15 protein-coding genes are annotated in these 16,975 nt (G+C 69.3%); 10 read left to right on the top strand and 5 right to left on the bottom strand.

Annotated elements, in window-relative coordinates; translation table 11 throughout:
- Nucleotides 1-25 precede the first annotated feature (25 nt).
- A complete protein-coding gene (locus tag AB0B61_RS00395; protein WP_358425626.1) occupies nt 26-1,534 on the bottom strand; it encodes a nucleoside hydrolase-like domain-containing protein in 1,509 nt (502 codons plus the stop codon).
- A 208-nt stretch (nt 1,535-1,742) separates the two neighbouring features.
- Here AB0B61_RS00395 and AB0B61_RS00390 point away from each other — a divergent pair, with 208 nt between their 5' ends.
- From AB0B61_RS00390 to AB0B61_RS00350, 9 genes are all read left to right on the top strand, one after another.
- Nucleotides 1,743-2,774, top strand: coding sequence for a sugar phosphate isomerase/epimerase family protein (locus AB0B61_RS00390; protein ID WP_358425623.1), 1,032 nt, complete (start codon nt 1,743-1,745; stop codon nt 2,772-2,774).
- Entirely contained in the window at nt 2,771-3,679 is a 909-nt protein-coding gene (locus tag AB0B61_RS00385) for a transketolase (protein WP_358425620.1), read from the top strand. Before AB0B61_RS00390 ends, AB0B61_RS00385 begins: the two co-directional genes overlap by 4 nt.
- Nucleotides 3,676-4,629, top strand: a complete 954-nt coding sequence (locus tag AB0B61_RS00380; RefSeq protein ID WP_358425617.1) for a transketolase C-terminal domain-containing protein — start codon at nt 3,676-3,678, stop codon at nt 4,627-4,629. The genes AB0B61_RS00385 and AB0B61_RS00380 overlap by 4 nt, the downstream gene beginning before the upstream one ends.
- Complete coding sequence (locus AB0B61_RS00375) at nt 4,629-6,140, top strand: FGGY family carbohydrate kinase (RefSeq protein ID WP_358425614.1); 1,512 nt, start codon at nt 4,629-4,631, stop codon at nt 6,138-6,140. The genes AB0B61_RS00380 and AB0B61_RS00375 overlap by 1 nt, the downstream gene beginning before the upstream one ends.
- Complete coding sequence (locus tag AB0B61_RS00370) at nt 6,137-6,787, top strand: DUF2291 domain-containing protein (RefSeq protein WP_358425611.1); 651 nt, start codon at nt 6,137-6,139, stop codon at nt 6,785-6,787. The genes AB0B61_RS00375 and AB0B61_RS00370 overlap by 4 nt, the downstream gene beginning before the upstream one ends.
- A complete protein-coding gene (locus AB0B61_RS00365; RefSeq protein WP_358425608.1) occupies nt 6,784-8,319 on the top strand; it encodes a sugar ABC transporter ATP-binding protein in 1,536 nt (511 codons plus the stop codon). Before AB0B61_RS00370 ends, AB0B61_RS00365 begins: the two co-directional genes overlap by 4 nt.
- Nucleotides 8,312-9,466: an ABC transporter permease gene (locus tag AB0B61_RS00360; protein WP_358425605.1), complete on the top strand. Its 1,155-nt coding sequence runs from the start codon at nt 8,312-8,314 to the stop codon at nt 9,464-9,466. Before AB0B61_RS00365 ends, AB0B61_RS00360 begins: the two co-directional genes overlap by 8 nt.
- Before the next feature lie 103 nt (nt 9,467-9,569).
- The gene (locus AB0B61_RS00355; RefSeq protein WP_358425602.1) at nt 9,570-10,580 is read left to right on the top strand and encodes a D-ribose ABC transporter substrate-binding protein; all 1,011 of its coding nucleotides are present in this window, start codon (nt 9,570-9,572) and stop codon (nt 10,578-10,580) included.
- A gap of 113 nt (nt 10,581-10,693) precedes the next feature.
- Nucleotides 10,694-11,662, top strand: coding sequence for a sugar-binding domain-containing protein (locus tag AB0B61_RS00350; RefSeq protein ID WP_225289899.1), 969 nt, complete (start codon nt 10,694-10,696; stop codon nt 11,660-11,662).
- A 78-nt stretch (nt 11,663-11,740) separates the two neighbouring features.
- Here AB0B61_RS00350 and AB0B61_RS00345 read toward each other — a convergent pair whose 3' ends face one another.
- Entirely contained in the window at nt 11,741-12,295 is a 555-nt protein-coding gene (locus AB0B61_RS00345) for an RICIN domain-containing protein (protein ID WP_358425599.1), read from the bottom strand.
- 250 nt (nt 12,296-12,545) lie between these two features.
- Here AB0B61_RS00345 and AB0B61_RS00340 point away from each other — a divergent pair, with 250 nt between their 5' ends.
- Nucleotides 12,546-14,039 carry a M20/M25/M40 family metallo-hydrolase gene (locus tag AB0B61_RS00340; protein ID WP_358425596.1) on the top strand — a complete coding sequence of 498 codons (1,494 nt, stop codon included), beginning with the start codon at nt 12,546-12,548 and terminating at the stop codon, nt 14,037-14,039.
- 75 nt (nt 14,040-14,114) lie between these two features.
- Here the strand turns inward: AB0B61_RS00340 and AB0B61_RS00335 are convergent, their stop codons facing one another.
- The 3 genes from AB0B61_RS00335 to AB0B61_RS00325 form a co-directional block, all read right to left on the bottom strand.
- Nucleotides 14,115-14,804, bottom strand: coding sequence for an alpha/beta hydrolase (locus AB0B61_RS00335; protein WP_358425593.1), 690 nt, complete (start codon nt 14,802-14,804; stop codon nt 14,115-14,117).
- Between the two features lie 206 nt (nt 14,805-15,010).
- Nucleotides 15,011-15,940 carry a DUF2637 domain-containing protein gene (locus AB0B61_RS00330; RefSeq protein ID WP_358425590.1) on the bottom strand — a complete coding sequence of 310 codons (930 nt, stop codon included), beginning with the start codon at nt 15,938-15,940 and terminating at the stop codon, nt 15,011-15,013.
- A 225-nt stretch (nt 15,941-16,165) separates the two neighbouring features.
- The coding region (locus AB0B61_RS00325; RefSeq protein ID WP_358425587.1) for a VCBS repeat-containing protein at nt 16,166-16,975 on the bottom strand (810 nt) is incomplete at its 5' end.

Here is a 16,975-nt window from a genome sequence, read left to right as displayed (position 1 = left end):
GCTCGCCGGGTGATGTCGCGCATCGTCAGACGACCCGGATGAACACGCGGTCGTAGCGGGTGAGGGGGAACGCGCCGTCGTCGGTGCCCTGGAGGATGATCGAGATGGTCTGCCCCGGTGTGGCGTCCGCCGGGACGGTGACGGCGGCTCGGCCGCGACCGCGGTCGGTGATGGTGACGGTGCCGGGGTAGCTGCCTTCTTCTCGGTACTGCGACCAGCGGAGCGTCACAGCGTCCTGGTCGGGATCGGTGGCGAGGCCGGTCAGCGTGACGACGGAGCCGGGCCGGGCCCGGACGGTGTCGTTGCCGTGGACGTCGACCGTGGGCGGGTGGTTGCCGTCGCGGTATTTGGGGGTCAGCGTCCACCGCATGCGGGCCGCGAAGTCGTTCTGCGCGGCTCCGGCCCACCGCAGCGTCGTGTAGTTCTTGACGTCGGCGCCGGTGTCGTCCTTCTCCGCGCCCACCATGGTCCACAGGTTCGGCGCGGTGGTCGTCTGGGTCGCCCGGCCGCCCCAGCCGCCGAGCAGCGGGTTCTCCGGCTCCTCGATGCCGGTCTTGAGCAAGGGGTTGAAGGCGACGTTGTCGCCCTCGGAGAGGAAGTCGTACGGCGCCAGCGGCTTGCACCAGCCGCTCGCGGCACGTTCGGGGTCGCCGAAGATGTCGAGTTGGTCGCCCGGCATCGACTGGCCGTCCAGCCATGACCGGTAGAGCGAGCCCAGCGGCCCGATCTGGATGTTCTTCTTGATCCACGCGCCGCTGAAGTAGACGCGGTCAGCCGGGAGGCCGCGCACGTTGCCCTGCCCGCGCTCGCAGTTGTAGCCCCAGGTGGCATAGCCGGCCGCCATGTTCTCGACGCGGATGTCCGGCCAGACGGGAGCGATGTACTGCGCGTAGGTGTCGTCCTGGAAGCCGCTGGCCAGGATCACCGCCTTCTTCGAGACCGCGACCTTGACGCGGGGCCATTGCTTCGTGCTGCCGAAGCGGTCCTCGATCGACTTGAGGGCCCGGGCGATCGTGTTGGTGCCACCCCACGCCTGGAGGTACAGGGGCCGGGAATCGCGGTCCAGCAGCAGGTCGCGGATGAGGTCGGAGCCCTCGGTGTCCTTGGCCATCTCGTTCTCGAACTCGATGTTGCCGATCTTGACCTTGGACAGCAGCTCGCCCGGCGTCGGGTAGTGGGGGTCGTGCCTGCGCAAATTGGGGTAGACCTCGGCGTACGCGCGCAGGGCCTGGTCCTGGATGGTCCGCGTCCCGGTCCATCGCCATGACGTCTGCGGGGTGGTGTACTCCCGGTTGGGAAGGAAGAACGGCGTGCCCTTGCCGTCTCCCGACCAGTGGAACTTGCCGCTGCTGTAAATGATCCCCTCGGTGTCGACCTCGTTGGTGTAGAGCAGATAGCGGATGAGCGAGGCGTAGTCGTCCTGCTCCATGTCCGTGGTGACGACCGTTCTGGGCAGGTCCCCCTCCTGATGGAGGCTGTCGGCCTCGGCCGCCGCGGGGAGCGTGGCGACAGTCATGCCGAGAGCCGCGATCATGCAGGTCAATGCCCGGATAGGTCGCCTGCTCCGGGAGGCTGGGAGTCTGGAGGGGGGCACGGCAACTCCTTCTGCGAATACCTATTCACCATTGAGTGGAGAATTGCATGCGCAGTATTCATGTTGCTCCTGGATGTCGTCAAGGTTGCCCACACGTGACCGACCACCCCATTGACACCTCTTTTGCTCCTCCCGTAGCTTGCTTTGCATGTCTGATCGTGATCGCATAAACATTCAGCCCCACGATGAGCCGGTCTACGGGGCCGGCATCTGGCACTTCGCCACCTATGTCGACCGGTATGCGACCGACGGCTACGGCGAGCCGAAGACGGTCTTGGACTGCATCAAACTTGCCGGGGCAGTGGGCGACCTGTCCGTCGTCGACCTGAACTGGCCGTTTCCGCCCGGCGGCATCAGCACCGCCGAGGTACGGGCGGCGCTCGCCGAGCAGAACCTGCGCGCGATCGCGGTCACGCCCGAGTTCTACACGGGCAAGTTCGCCAAGGGCGGTTTCACCAACCCCGACCCCGCCGTACGCCAGGACGCCATCGACCTGGTGGCGGCCGCGGCCGAAGTCGGGCGTGAGCTGGGTGTCGACTACATCAAGTTGTGGCCGGGGCAGGACGGCTACGACTATCCCTTCCAGGCCGACTACACCGACCTGTGGGACAAGTCGGTCGGCGCGGTCCGTGAGCTCGCGCAGGCGTTCCCCGACTTGAAGTTCGCGATCGAGTACAAGCCGCGCGAGCCGCGCAACCGGATGGTCTTCTCCTCCGTCGCGCGCACCCTGCTCGCGATCGAGGACATGGGCGTGGACAACGTCGGCATCCTGCTCGACTTCGGCCACTCCCTGTACGGCGGCGAGACGCCGGCCGAGGCCGCCAAGATGGCGATGAGCCGCGGAAAACTCTTCGCGATCGACGTCAACGACAACTTCCGCGGCTGGGACGACGACATGGTCGTCGGCTCGGTGCACCTGCTGGAGACGTTCGAGTTCTTCTTCGCCCTGCGTGACGCCGGCTGGGAGGGCGTCTGGCAGCTCGACCAGTTCCCGTTCCGCGAGGACTCCGTCGAGGCGGCGCGGGCGGGCATCCGTACCATGCGCGCCTTCCACCACGCACTGGGCTATCTCGACCGTGACGCGCTCGCCGCGGCCCAGTCGGCGCAGGACGCCCTCGGCGCCCAGCGCATCGCGAAGCGGGCGCTCTACCGGGCACTCGCCGAGAGCGAGTCCGCATGACCGCCGTGAAGATCGCGTCCAGGCCCCTCGAACTGGACGCGCCCGTCGCCGCCGCCTACGTCGAGCGGAGCGCGCTCCTGCGTGCGGCCTCGCCCGCCGAGGCGGCCCCCGAACTGGCCGGAATCGCCACGCGCATCCGGCGCGACATCCTCACGACCATCCAGGCGGCCCGGATGGGGCACGTCGGTGGCGACCTGTCGGTGACGGACCTGCTGGTGACCGCCATGTGGGGGACGCTCCGGCTCGATCCGCACGACCCGGCCAACCCGCTGCGCGACCGGTTCGTGCTGAGCAAGGGCCACTGCGCCGCCGCCCTGTACTCGACGCTGGCCTCCTGCGGCTTCTTCCCCCAGGAGCGGCTCACCGAGTACATGGCGCCGCTGTCGCCGCTGAACGGCCACCCCAACCGGGTCAAGGTGCCCGGCGTGGAGACCAACACCGGCCCGCTCGGGCACGGCTTCCCGGTCGCCACCGGCTGCGCCCTCGGCGCCAAGCTGCGCGGCGAGACCTGGCGCACCATCGTCGTCCTCGGCGACGGCGAGATGCAGGAGGGCAGCAACTGGGAGGCGGCCATGACGGCCGCCCACTACGGGCTGGACAACCTCACCGCCGTGGTCGACCGCAACCGGCTGCAGCAGGGCGCCCGCACCGAGGACACCAAGTCGCTGGAGCCGCTCGACCAGAAGTGGGCGAGCTTCGGCTGGGAGGTGCGCGTCATCGACGGCCACGACCACGCCGCGATCAAGCAGGCGTACGCGCCGTCGTCGACGGGCCGGCCCGTCGCCGTCATCGCCAACACCGTCAAGGGCAAGGGTGTCTCATTCATGGAAGACCGGGTCGAGTGGCACCACAAGGTGCCCACCGACGAGCAGGTCCAGCTCGCGCTCGAGGAGCTGAGCCGATGACCGCTCTCGCCGAGCAGGCGCCCACGTTCGACTGCCGCGTCGACTTCGGCGAGGAGCTGGCCGCCCTGGCCCGCGCCGACGAGCGGATCGTGGCGGTCTGCAATGACTCGGTCGGCTCCAGCAACCTGGTCAAGTTCCGCGAGGAGTTCCCCGACCGCCTGATCAACGTCGGCATCGCCGAACAGGACCTCGTCGGCGTGTCAGCGGGCCTGGCCAACGCCGGTTTCATCCCCTTCGTGTCCGCCGCGGCGCCGTTCCTCACTGGGCGCGCCCTGGAGCAGATCAAGGCGGACGTGGCCTACAGCGACCGGCATGTGGTGCTGTGCGGGCAGAGCCCGGGCATGGCGTACGGCGAGCTGGGGCCCACCCACCACTCCATCGAGGACCTGTCCTGGATGCGCGCCGTCCCCGGGCTGCGCATCGTCGTCCCGGCCGACCCGTCGCAGACCCGCGACGCCGTCCGCTGGGCCGCGGCGTCCGGTCTCCCCTCCTATATCCGCATCCCCCGCTTCAAGGTCCCCGCGGTGACACCGGCGGGCGCGCCCTTCGAGGCCGGCCGCGCGACGCGCCTGGCCGAAGGCGACGACGTGACCGTGATCGCGATCGGCACGATGGTCTCGCGGGCCCTCGACGCCGCCGCGCTCCTGCGCGCGGAGGGCCTCACCGCGCGGGTGGTCAACATGACCTTCGTCGAGCCGCTGGACGTGGCCGAGGTCGTCGCCGCCGCGGAGCAGACCGGCGCGATCATCACCGCGGAGGAGGGCCTGCTGTCCGGCGGTCTGGGCGCCGCCGTCGCCAAGGTCGTCGCGGAGCGTCATCCGGTCCCCGTACGCATGCTGGGCGTCCCGACGTTCGCACCGACGGGAAGCACGTCCTTCCTGCTCGACCACTTCGGCCTGAACGCCGAGGGCATCGTCAAGGCCGCCCGTGAGGCTCTGGGACGGGTCTGATGGAACCGCTCGTCCTCGCCATCGATCAGGGCACAGGCTCCACCAAGGCCCTGCTGGTCGACGCCGCCGGCCAGGTCGTGGCCCGCGCCAGTGCGCCGCTGTCCCAGAGCCACCCGGCGCCGGGTCTGGCGGAGCAGGACGCCGAGGAACTGCTCGGCAGCGTCCGCGACGCCGTCGCCTCCTGCCTGCGGCAGGCCGATCCGCGGGCCGTACGCGGGATCGGGCTGAGCACCCAGCGCGAGTCGGTGGTCCTGTGGGACGCGGCGACCGGCCGGCCGATCGCGCCGCTGGTCGGCTGGCAGGATCGCCGTGGCGCGGACCGGGCGGCCCAGCTTCTGGAGGAAGGGTACGGCGACCTGGTCCGGAGTCGTACCGGGCTGCCGCTGGACCCGATGTTCTCGGCGCTGAAGATGGGCGCCCTGCTCGACCGGCACGACCCGGCGCGCGAGCGCAGCCGGCGCGGCGAGTTGCGCCTGGGCACCGTGGACGCGTGGCTGCTCGACGCGCTCACCGGCGAGTTCGTCACCGAGGTGGGCAACGCCTCCCGTACTCAGCTGCTGAACCTGGCGACCGGCGACTGGGACGACGAACTGCTGGAGATCTTCGGCGTCCCCCGCGCGGCGCTGGGCCGCGTCGTCGCCTCCACCGGCCCCTTCGGCACGGTCCGCGACCTGGACCCGCTGCCCGCCGGGGTGCCCGTACTCGCGGTGCTGGGCGATTCGCACGCCGCGCTGTTCGCGCACGCGGGCTGGCGGCCGGGCGTGGTCAAGGTGACCTACGGCACGGGATCGTCGGTGATGACGGTCGCGGAGTCGCCTGGCGGCCTGGGCGACCCGGACAGCCCGGGTGGGCTGGGTGGGCCGGGCAGCCCGGTCTGCGACACGATCGCCTGGTCGACCGGGCAGCGGCCGACGTTCGCCAGGGAGGCGAACATCCGCTCCACCGGCCGGACCCTGACCTGGCTGGCGGAGTTGCTCGGCATCTCCGCCGACCAGGTCGTCGACCTGGCGGCCGGCTCCGACGCGGGCGACGTCACCCTCGTACCGGCCTTCGGCGGTCTGGGCGCGCCGTGGTGGGACCCCCGGGCGGTGCCGGTGCTGGCCGGGTTCGATCTCGGCACCGGGCGGGAGCAGCTCGCGCGGGCGGCCCTGGAGTCGGTGGCGCACCAAGTCGACGACGTCCTGACCGCCATGCCGGGCCTGCGCAGGATCGTCGCCGACGGCGGCCTGACCCGCAGCACCGCGCTCATGCGGCTGCAGGCCGGCCTCAGCGATGTCGAGGTGGCCCGCACCCGGCATCACGAGCTCTCGGCGGGCGGCGCGGCGGACCTGGCCGGTCTCGGACTGGGCCTGTGGACCACCGCCGACCTGGAGCGGCGGGCCGACGGCGACGTGGAGATCTTCACCCCTGACTGGAGCGCGGAGCACCGCAGGGCAGCCGCGGCGAGATGGCACCAGCGCCTGACGGTCGCCCGCGACCTCGGCGCACGCGCGAACGGGAGTACGTCATGACAGCAGTGCAATCTACCCGGCCCGGCCGGCTCACGCTGGGGCGCGGCAGCCTGATCGCGCTCGTGCTCGTGATCATCGCGATCATCGCCAGTACGACGTACCGCTCGGACACCGCGCCGCGCGCCGGCGAGCAGGCGAAGTTCGACCCGGCCCGCTACGGCGCCGCGACCTACGGACCGAAGGTCGTCCCGGCGATCAAGGGCAAGGCCGTCGACATCGTCACGCTGAGCAAGGCGATCGCCGACGACACCGACGCGGCCGGCCAGAAGTACGGCCACCGCGCCGGCACCGGGCCCTACAGCTACGCCGTCACGCTGACCGGCACCGCCGGTACGGCGAAGAGCGGCCTGCTGCCGGTCGAGGTGCCCGGCAGCGGCAAGACCAGGGTCCAGGTGCAGATCGGCCCGGCCATCAATGGCACGGCGCTGCGCGACGCGGTCGGTTTCATCGCGTTCGGCCAGTTCGTCAACCAGGTCGACTACGCCGACGCGGGCACCGCCCTGAACAACGAGGTCAAGTCGAAGGTGCTGTCGTCGCTCGACGTACCGTCGCTCGACGGCAAGAAGATCACCGTGGTCGGCGCGATGACGCCGCTGACCGCCGACGTGCTGACCGTCACCCCGATCTCCGTCGAGGCGGCGTCGTGACGGCGACTCCGGTGCTGAGGGCGGTGGACGTCACCAAGGTGTACGGCGGCACGCAGGCGCTCAAGGGCGTCTCGCTCGACATCGTCCCGGGGCGCGTGATGGTGCTGTTCGGCGAGAACGGCGCCGGCAAGTCGACGCTGATGAAGATCCTCAGCGCGGTCGAGTCGCCCACCACCGGCCAGGTGGAGCTCGACGGGAAGATCGTCGAGTTCGGCAGCGCCCGAGACGCGGCCGATCGCGGCATCTCGATCATCCATCAGGAACTCAGCCTGTGCTCGAACCTGAGCATCCAGGACAACCTGTTCCTCGGGCGGGAGCGGACCCGCGGCGGCGTCCTCGTCGACCGCACGGCCGAGCGGTCGCTGGCGGCCACCGTGCTCCGCCGCCTGGACGGGGCGCTGAACCCCGATCTGATGGTCGGCGACCTGCGGCTGGGCCAGCAGCAACTCGTCGAGATCGCCCGCGCGCTGCTGCAGGACGCCCGAATCCTGATCATGGACGAGCCGACGTCGGCGCTGAGCGCCCCGGAGGTGGCGGTCCTCTTCCAGGTCATCCGCGAGCTCACGGCCGAAGGCGTGGCGATCGTCTACATCTCCCACCACCTGGAGGAGGCGCTCGACATCGCCGACGACGTGGCCGTGCTCCGCGACGGCTCCATGGTCGCCACGGCCGCCGCCGACGACGTCGACCTCGCCTGGGTCGTACGCAAGATGGTCGGCCGCGACCAGGACGACCTCTTCCCGGCCCGCGAGCCCAAGCTCGGGCCGGTGGCGCTCGAGATCGTCGAGCTGTCGGTCGCCGACCCCGCCAACCCCGACCGCCTGGCCGTCGACGGCGTCTCGCTCACCGTCCGCGCCGGGGAGACGGTCGGCATCTACGGGCTCATGGGCAGTGGCCGTACCGAACTCCTGGAGTGCCTGGCCGGCCGCCTGCACGCCGACTCGGGAGAGATCCGCCTGTACGGCGAGCCGGTCGTCGGCACCGTACGCCGCCGCATCCAGACCGGGCTGGCCCTGGTCCCCGAGGACCGCCAGCGCGACGGGCTGGTCCAGACGATGAGCGTGGGCCAGAACCTGTCGCTGGCCGCGCTGACCGGTTTCGTCCGCCGCCTCTTCGTGAACCGCACGAAGGAACGCGCCGCCGTCCAGACGATGATCACCGATGTCACCGTCAAGACCAGCGGCCCCGACGCCCCGATCGGCTCGCTGAGCGGCGGCAACCAGCAGAAGGTCGTCATCGGCAAGGCCTTGATGACCGGCCCCCGCGTGCTGCTGCTCGACGAACCCTCCCGCGGCGTGGACGTCGCCGCCAAGGCCGATGTCTTCGAATTGATGGCGCGGCAGGCCGAACGCGGCCTGGCGGTGCTGTTCACCACATCTGAGACCGAAGAGGCGCTGCACATACCCGACCGCCTGCTCGTCCTGGTCCGCGGCAGGCTGATCGCCGACCTCCGGGCCGGCGAGATCACCCGCGACCAGCTGATGAGCCTGGCCGACAGCGCCGACACCACCGAAGAGGTTAGCCATGGCTGACACCCTGACCAACGACCACGCAGCCGTGCTGCGGCAACGCCGCCGGGCGGCGGCGGAGGCGCGCCGCCTGAAGACGCTCAATTCGATCTTCGAGCTACGTGCGTTCATCGCGCTCGGTGTCCTGATCATCGTCTTCGCCCTGCTGTCCGACTCCTTCCTGACCGTCGACAACCTGATCACGATGATCAAGCACGTGGCCATCAACGCCGTCCTGGCGCTCGGCATGCTGCTGGTGATCCTCAAGGGCGGCATCGACCTGTCGGTCGGCTCCATCGTCGGGCTGTCGGGCGTGATCGCCGGCGAACTGCTCCAAGGCGTGCACCTGAGCGTGTTCGGCGTCATCGCCTACCCGCCGGTGTGGGCGGTGGTCATCCTGTGCATCGCGGCCGGCACCGTGATGGGCAGCATCAACGGTCTCCTCATCACCAGACTGAACGTCGCGCCCTTCATCGCGACCCTGGGCATGCTGTACGTCGCGCGCGGCGCCGCGCTCCTGATCTCCGGCGGCACCACCTACCCCAAGCTGGGCGGCGACCCCAGCACCCACAACACCGGCTTCGACTGGATCGGCGGCGGCCGGCCGCTCGGCCTTCCGGTGGCGATCTGGATCATGATCATCCTCGCCGCCGTCGTCGCCGTACTCCTGCGCTCGACGCCCTTCGGCCGCTGGCTCTACGCCACGGGCGGCAACGAGCGGGCCACCGAGCTCACCGGCGTCCCCGTCCAGCGCGTCAAGGTGATCGTCTACATGATCTCCGGCGCCTGCGCCGCGATGTCCGGCCTCATCATCGCCTCCGAACTGACCTCGGCCGCGCCACAGGCCGGCGACAGCTTCGAGCTCAACGCCATCGCGGCCGTCGTCATCGGCGGCGCCGCCCTGTCCGGCGGACGCGGGAACGTACGCGGCACTCTGGTCGGTGCCCTGGTCATCGGCTTCCTCGCCGACGGCCTGGTCATCGTCGGGGTCTCGACGTTCTGGCAGATCTTCATCAAGGGGACCGTGATCATCGTCGCGGTCATCCTCGACCAGACCCAGCAGCGCTTCCAGCGCCGCGGCGCGGCCGCCTCGGCGGTCGCGGTCGCGACCGCCGACGAAGCGGCGGCCACCGACGACGAACCGGTCAGACCCGGCGCCCCCGCCCGCTGACCCTTCTCCACTCCCTATGCCAGATGCCAGACCGGAACGGTTTCAGAACCGGTCCCATCCCCCATCCCGCGTCCACGCCGGCGCGTCTTCCAGGAGGTAAACCATGTCCCACCCCAGCCGTCGCCTGGTCGTCCAGGCCGCGGCGGCCCTGACCACAGGGCTGCTGACGCTGACCGCATGCGGATCATCCGGCGCACCCGCGGACTCGAAGCCGTCGAGCGGCTCCTCGTCGAGCGCCGCCGCCGCACCCAAGAGCAACCTGATCGCGATCATCACCCCCTCCCCGGACAACCCGTTCTTCAAGGCCGAGGCGGACGCGGCCAAGAAGAAGGCCGAGTCGCTCGGCTACCAGACCTCGGTGGACTCCCACGACGACGACCCGAACAAGCAGAGCGAGCTGATCGACTCGGCCATCTCGCGCAAGGCCGCGGCGATCATCCTCGACAACGCCGGCGCCGACGCCTCCATCGGCCCCGTCCAGAAGGCCACGACCGCCGGGATCCCGGTCTTCCTGATCGACCGGGAGATCAACCAGACCGGCATCGCCAAGGCCCAGATCGTCTCCAACAACTCCCAGGGCGCCCAGCTCGCCGCCCAGGAGTTCGTGAAGGGTATGAAGGAGAAGGGCAACTACGTCGAGCTCACCGGCAAGGAATCCGACACCAACGCCGGCGTGCGCTCCAAGGGCTTCGGCGACGTCATCTCGCAGTACCCAGACCTGAAGCGGGTCGCCCAGCAGACCGCGAACTGGGACCAGCAAGAGGCTTTCAGCAAGATGGAGACCATCCTCCAGCGCAACCCGGACATCCAAGGCGTGATCGCCGGCAACGACACGATGGCACTCGGCGCCGTGGCGGCGTTGAAGGCCGCCAAGAAGAGCGGCGTCATCGTCGTCGGCTTCGACGGCAGCCCGGACGCCATCGCGCAGATCAAGGCCGGAACCATGCTCGCCACGTCCCTGCAGCCGGCCGCGCTCGGCGCCACGACCGCGGTCGAGCAGGCCGACAAGTTCGTCAAAACCGGCGCGACCGGGCAGCCGGAGAAGCAGTCGATCGACTGCGAGATCATCACGAAGGACAACGCCGACCAGTACGGCGTCTTCGCGAAACTCTGAGGCGCCGGCGGCTAGGGGCGACGACATCGCCTCTAGCCACTCCAACGTCTAGCATGCAGACCGGACGTTCCGGGCGACGCGCTCACCGGAGCGAGAAAGGACGGGGAACTCACGTGGTGATCGCTTCGACTCCCAGCCCCGACCACATGCGGCTGCTGGTCAAGGTGGCCCGCATGTACCACGAGCGCGGGCTACGCCAGCCAGAGATCGCCGCCCATCTCAACATGTCGCAGCCGCGCGTCTCGCGCCTCCTCAAAGAGGCGGCCGACCGCGCTGTCGTCCGTACCGTGGTCGTCTCCCCCGACGGCGTGCACGCCGAGCTCGAGGAAGCCCTCGTGGAGCAGTACGGCCTGCGCGACGCCGTCGTCGTCGAGACCGAGGGCGTGGGACCTGACGTCATCCCGGCACTCGCCGCCGCGACGGCCACCTACCTCGACGCCACGCTCAAAGGCGGCGACGTCATCGGCATCTCCTCCTGGAGCGCGACGCTCCTGGAGGCGATCAACGTCATGCGGGCCAAGACGACCCCCGTCGCCGAAGAGGTCGTCCAGATAGTCGGCGGATCGGGCAGCCCCGAAGTGCAACTGCACGCGACCCGCCTCACCAGCCGCCTCGCCGAACTGACCGGAGCGCGCCCCGTCTTCGCGCCGTCGGCCGCGCTCGTCCACAGCCGCGAACTGCGCGACATGCTGTCGAAGGAGCCCGCCGTCGCCGAGGTCATGAAGTCGTGGTCGCGTCTCACGCTGGCCCTCCTCGGCATCGGCACCCTCGAACCCTCCCCGCTGCTCCGCCGCTCCGGCAACGCCATCGCCCCCGAGGACCAGCGCCAGCTCCAGGAGCTCGGCGCCGTGGGCGACGTCTGCACCCGATACTTCGACGCCGACGGACGAGCCGTCGAAGCCGACTTCGACGACCGCATCATCGGCATCGCCCCCGACCAACTGCGCGCCGTGGAGCGCCGCATCGGGGTCGCGGGGGGCGCGGCCAAGCTGGCCGCGATCCGGGGAGCGGTACGGGGGCGCTGGATCAACATCCTCATCACGGACGTCGAGGTGGCCCGGGCCCTGCTGGGCCGCGCGTAAACCCGCGAGCACGCGTCTCCTGTCAGCCGGTAGCGCCCAGGACCTGGTCCTGAGCGCTTCCAGCTGCGGCGAAGTCGATCAGGAAGCGAATCCGAAGGCCGCAGGAGAATCAGGCAGGCCCCACTGCTGGTCGGGGTGCAGGTGGCAGTCCCAGATCACCAGCGGGGTGCCATTGGCCGTGCTGCCGTTGTTGGCCAGACCGACACACTTGGCGGTGCTGGCGGCGAAGCTGCGGATGGAGTAGATGTTGGCGCCCATGGCCGCGAACCTCCATTGCTGGTCGGGGTGCAGGTGGCAGTCCCAGATCACCAGCGGAGTGCCGTTGGCGGTGCTCCCGTTGTTCGCCAGACCGACACACTTGCCGCTGCCGGCGAGCGTGCGGATGGAGCGGTCGTTGTTGCCCTGCCAGATCTGGTCGGCATGGAAATGACAGTCCCAGATCACCAGCGGGGTGCCGTTGGCGGTGCTGCCGTTGTTCGCCAGACCGATGCACTTGGCGGTGCCGGCGGCGTTGCTGCGCAAGGCAGTCGAGGAAAGAGCGCTCGCCTGGGCGGCGGCCGGGAACCCGAGGGCCATGGCGAACATGACCAGGACGGTCAACACGCGGCGCTGGAAGCCGGTCTGGTGGCGCATGTGGTCTCCTTTTCGAACGGTGACGGTTCTCCTCTCTCAGGGCGTTCCATGGCCGTTCCACGACCACGGACGGTGCGGTACACCCCAGGGGCGATCGGACATCGGCCATAAAAGAGCTGCAAGCCTGGAATATCTTCGCATTTATCACGTAAGCCCTCTATCCGACAGAAACCATGGCTATGATCTTGGATCTGCGCGGATCTCTTGACTCCGATTCGCGAAGTCAGTCATGAACTTTGAGAGGGCACACGTGCGCAAAATCGCTATCGGCACCTTGATCGGCTTAGCGGCGACCCTCGGCGTGGCACCGTCCGCCAACGCCGGCACCCCGAGCCTCGCTGACCTGGTCCAACTCAAGGACATCCGGGCGCACCAGTTGGCCTTCCAGATGATCGCCAACAGCAACGGCGGCAACCGGGCTTCGGGCGAGGTCGGATTCGAGAAGTCAGCGAATTACGTTGTGGCCAAACTCACACTGGCCGGTTACAAACCCACGATCCAGCGCTTCGCTTTTCCCTTCTATAAAGAGGTAACACCCTCGGTCTTCGCGCAGACCGCTCCGTCCCCGGCCTCTTACACCCATGGCACCCACTACCGCACCCTCGACTACTCGGGCGCCGGCGACGTGACGGCCACCGCGGTGGCCGTGGATCCCGACGCGGCCGGAGTGGGCAGCGGCTGCGAAGCTGACGACTTCACCGGTTTCACCGCCGGCAGCATCGCGCTCATCCGCCGGGGCGGCTGCACCTTCGAGGTCAAGACGGACAACGCCCAGAAGGCCGGCGCGAGCGCGGTCGCCTACTATCAGCGGCCTGATGTCCCCGATGCGCCAGTGGAGGGTACGGCGCTGCGCCCGTTCACCATCCCGCTGATCGGCTTCACCAACAAGCTGGGCGTCGAACTGGTGCAGGCGGCGCAGGCGGGCGGCCTGAAACTCCACATCAAGACCGACACCATCAGCGAACAGCGCACGACGTCCAACATCGTGGCCGAGACCGCCTACGGCAACCCTGATCGCGTGGTCACCGTCGGCGCCCACCTCGACAGCGTGGCCGCGGGCCCTGGCATCAATGACAACGGCAGCGGTGCGGGGACGGTCCTCACCATCGCCCAGAAGATCGGCGAGATTCGCGGCCGGGTCAACAACCGGGTCCGCTTCACCTTCTGGGGCGCCGAGGAAGGCGGCGACCTCGGCTCCAAGTACTACGTGGCGAACCTCAGCGCCGAAGAGAAGGCCAAGATCGCGCTCTACCTGAACCTCGACATGATCGGCTCCCCGAACGGGGTCCGCGGTGTCCTGGACGGTGACGACTCACTCGGCACCAACAGCTCCAAGCCGCCGGCGGGCTCGGACGCGATCGAGAAGACCTTCACCGACTACTACGCCGGGCGCAAGCTCGCGCTCAAGCAGGACGCGTTCACCGGCAGCTCCGACTACCAGTCGTTCATGGACGCGGGCATCCCGGCGGGTGGCGTGCGATCCGGAACCGACACCGTCAAGACGGCTGAGGAGGCCGCTGTCTTCGGCGGCACCGCCGGGGTGGCCTATGACCCCTGCTACCACCAGGCCTGCGACACCTACAACAACGTCAACACGTCACTCCTGAACGAGCTCGCGGACGGCGCGGCCTACGCGACTGAGACGTTCGCCAACAGTGTGCCGACGGTGCAGCGCGGCAACGTACAGACACCTACCAGCCAGACGGCCACCCAGACCGGCGCGGACCACACCCCCGCCAGCTGATGACGAGGGCAGCCCGGGGGCTTACCCCGGGCTGCCCATGGCCGGACGAATCCACGGGATCTACGGATCGTTCGCTCAGCCGGCAGCGGCCGCCTGCTTGATCAGCGCGACGACGGCCTCCGGCTGGGAGATGTAGATGGCGTGGCTGCCCTCGGCTTCGACCACGGTGGCGCCCGCACGTTCGGACATCGCCCGCTGCGCGGCCGGCGGGATCGTCTGGTCACCGGAGGCGACCAGGTACCAGGTCGGCTTGGTGCGCCAGGCGGGTTCGGTGACCGCGGCGCCGGCCGCGCCGGCGCCCCACGGCACCTGCGAGTCGGCCATGAACTCCGCCAACTCCGCCGGCAGGTCACCCGCGAAGGCGCCGTGGAACTTGTCCCGCTCAATAGCCAAGAATCCGCCCTCCAGGGGCACGATCGGCGGCGCCGGCGTACCCGGCGGCGGGTCGGCGAGCAGCGACTCCACACTCTCCCCCTTGTCGGGCGCGAACGCGGCGACGTAGACGAGCGCCGACACCCGCGGATGGGTACCGGCCTCGGTGATGACCGAGCCGCCGTAGGAGTGCCCGACGAGCACGGTGGGACCGTCTTGGATGTCCAGCACCCGCCGCGTGACCTCGGCGTCCCCCTCCAGCGTCACCGTGGGGTTCTGGACGACGCTGACCCGGTAGCCGTCCTGTTTGAGCAGGTTGTAGACGCCCTGCCAGCCCGACCCGTCGACGAACGCACCGTGCACGAGCACGACATTGACCGCAGTGGAGCTCATGACGCTTCCTCCTCGCGTAGCTGTGCGATACAGACGTGACTGGACGTCAACAGCCACCCGTGCGCTCTGACGTCAAGCGCCGGCCGGTTGCATCGCCTCGTCACTCACGTCCGAAGCGTAGGAGCGCGTACTTCCTACTTAGTGAACGGCGAGTGGAACCAGCGCCCGCAGCACTGACCCGGCTGGAGGAACGCCCCGGTTCGGCGTTATGCGGAGCGGCCGTTGCCGTTGAGGGCTTCGCGGCGGTATTTGCGCCCGGTGGTCTCGTGCACGCCGAGCGTACGGGCGAGCGCGGCCCCGGTCATGTTGGGATCCTGAGCGAGCAAGGCCGCCACCCGCGCCCGCCGGTCGTTATCCTCGCGGACCTCGCTCCCCTGCACTGGCCGGTCATTGTCCTCAGGGACTTCACCCGCCAGCGCTCGTCGGTCGCTGTCCTCACGGACCTCGCCCGCCAGCGCGTCTTGGCTTGCCAGCGCGTCTTGGCCCGCCAGTGGGGCCGCCGGTTCGGGCTCGGCGGACACTGACCGGCGCTCGCCTGCTTCCTGCGTCGGCTCGCCGGGGGCGATCTGCGACGTGGCGTGCACCACTGATCCGGGCTTCGACACCTGCTCTGTGGGGACGCTCGGGACGCTCGGGGGTGCGGGCTCGGCGAGCACTCGCCCGGGCTGCCCCGCGTCGTACGCTCGCTCGGACTCCCCCGCGTCGTACGCGCGATCGGCGAGTTCGCGACCCGAGCGGACCACCCACATGATCAGCTCGTACGAGATCACCAACGCGATCGCCGGCCACGCGGCCAGCGCCGCGGCCAGGGCTCCCCGCTCGATCCCGTGCAAGATGTTCGCCGCCAGTGTCGCGGCGACTCCCAGAGCCAGCGCCCAGCGAGCCAGCGACGGCACCCTCAGGCGGTAGCGGGCACACCACAGCAGCACCATCGAGGAGGCGTAGATCATGCCGTCCACGGTCGCCGGGACCAGATGCGCCGACAACTCGTCCTCGGCACCGTACTTCTCGATCACCGCCACCGCATGCCAGTACGACACCCACGCGGCCACCGCCGCGACCGCCAGCACCACGACCGTCATCGACACACGGATCAGCCGATCCCCGCCCCGAGGCACCTGCTTGACCGCATTCACACCAGAAATGGTCCCATGCCCGATGTATCACTATGTGCCCATCAGTCACTTCTGTCTCAGGCCGGACAGCGTGGACGAGGTCCGGCCGCCCGCAGACAGCCGCCTTCTTGACGGCCCTGTCGCCGGCGGGCGCCTACATCCCGGCGTTTCCCTGGCCTCACTGCACATTCCAGTCGACCGCCGCGATGATCAGTGATCATCGCGGCGGTCGCAGGTGGTGAGACGTCAGACCGGCTTGGTACGGGACTGCTCCCAGTTGCCTGCGCCGGAGTCCCAGGTGTTGACGGGCGGGTTGAAGCCGCCGCTGGTGTTGGCGGTCCAGATCCACAGGGCCGTCCGGGCGCCGGGGTAGTCATAGAAGGTGCCGATGTCACCGTGACCGTCGCCGTTGAAGTCACCGGTGACGGGCTTGGCGCGTGGCTGTTCGAAGTTGCCTGCGCCGGAGTCCCAGGTGTTGACGGGCGGGTTGAAGCCGCCGCTGGTGTTGGCGGTCCAGATCCACAGGGCGGTCCGGGCGCCGGGGTAGTCGTAGAAGGTGCCGATGTCGGTCAGGTTGTCGCCGTTGAAGTCGCCGGTGACGGGCTTGGCGCGGGGTTGCTCGAAGTTGCCCGCTCCGGAGTCCCACGTGTTGGTGGGTGCGTTGAAGCCGCCGCCGGCCTTGGCGGTCCAGATCCACAGAGCCGTCCGGGCGCCGGGGTAGTCATAGAAGGTGCCGATGTCACCGAGGCCGTCACCATTGAAGTCACCTGAGACCGGCTTGGCGCGTGGCTGCTCGAAGTTGCCCGCCCCGGAATCCCACGTGTTGGTGGGCGGGTTGAAGCCGCCACCGGCCTTGGCGGTCCAGATCCACAGAGCCGTCCGAGCCCCGGGATAGTCATAGAAGGTGCCGATGTCACCGAGGCCGTCACCATTAAAGTCACCTGAGACCGGCTTGGCGCGCGGCTGCTCGAAGTTGCCCGCCCCGGAATCCCACGTGTTGGTGGGCGGGTTGAAGCCGCCACCGGCCTTGGCGGTCCAGATCCACAGAGCCGTCCG

Source organism: Nonomuraea sp. NPDC049158, from assembly GCF_040648335.1.
Taxonomy (GTDB): Bacteria; Actinomycetota; Actinomycetes; order Streptosporangiales; family Streptosporangiaceae; genus Nonomuraea.
The sequence above is the reverse complement of the archived record's forward strand: the minus strand, read 5'-3'. Positions and strand labels throughout refer to the sequence as shown.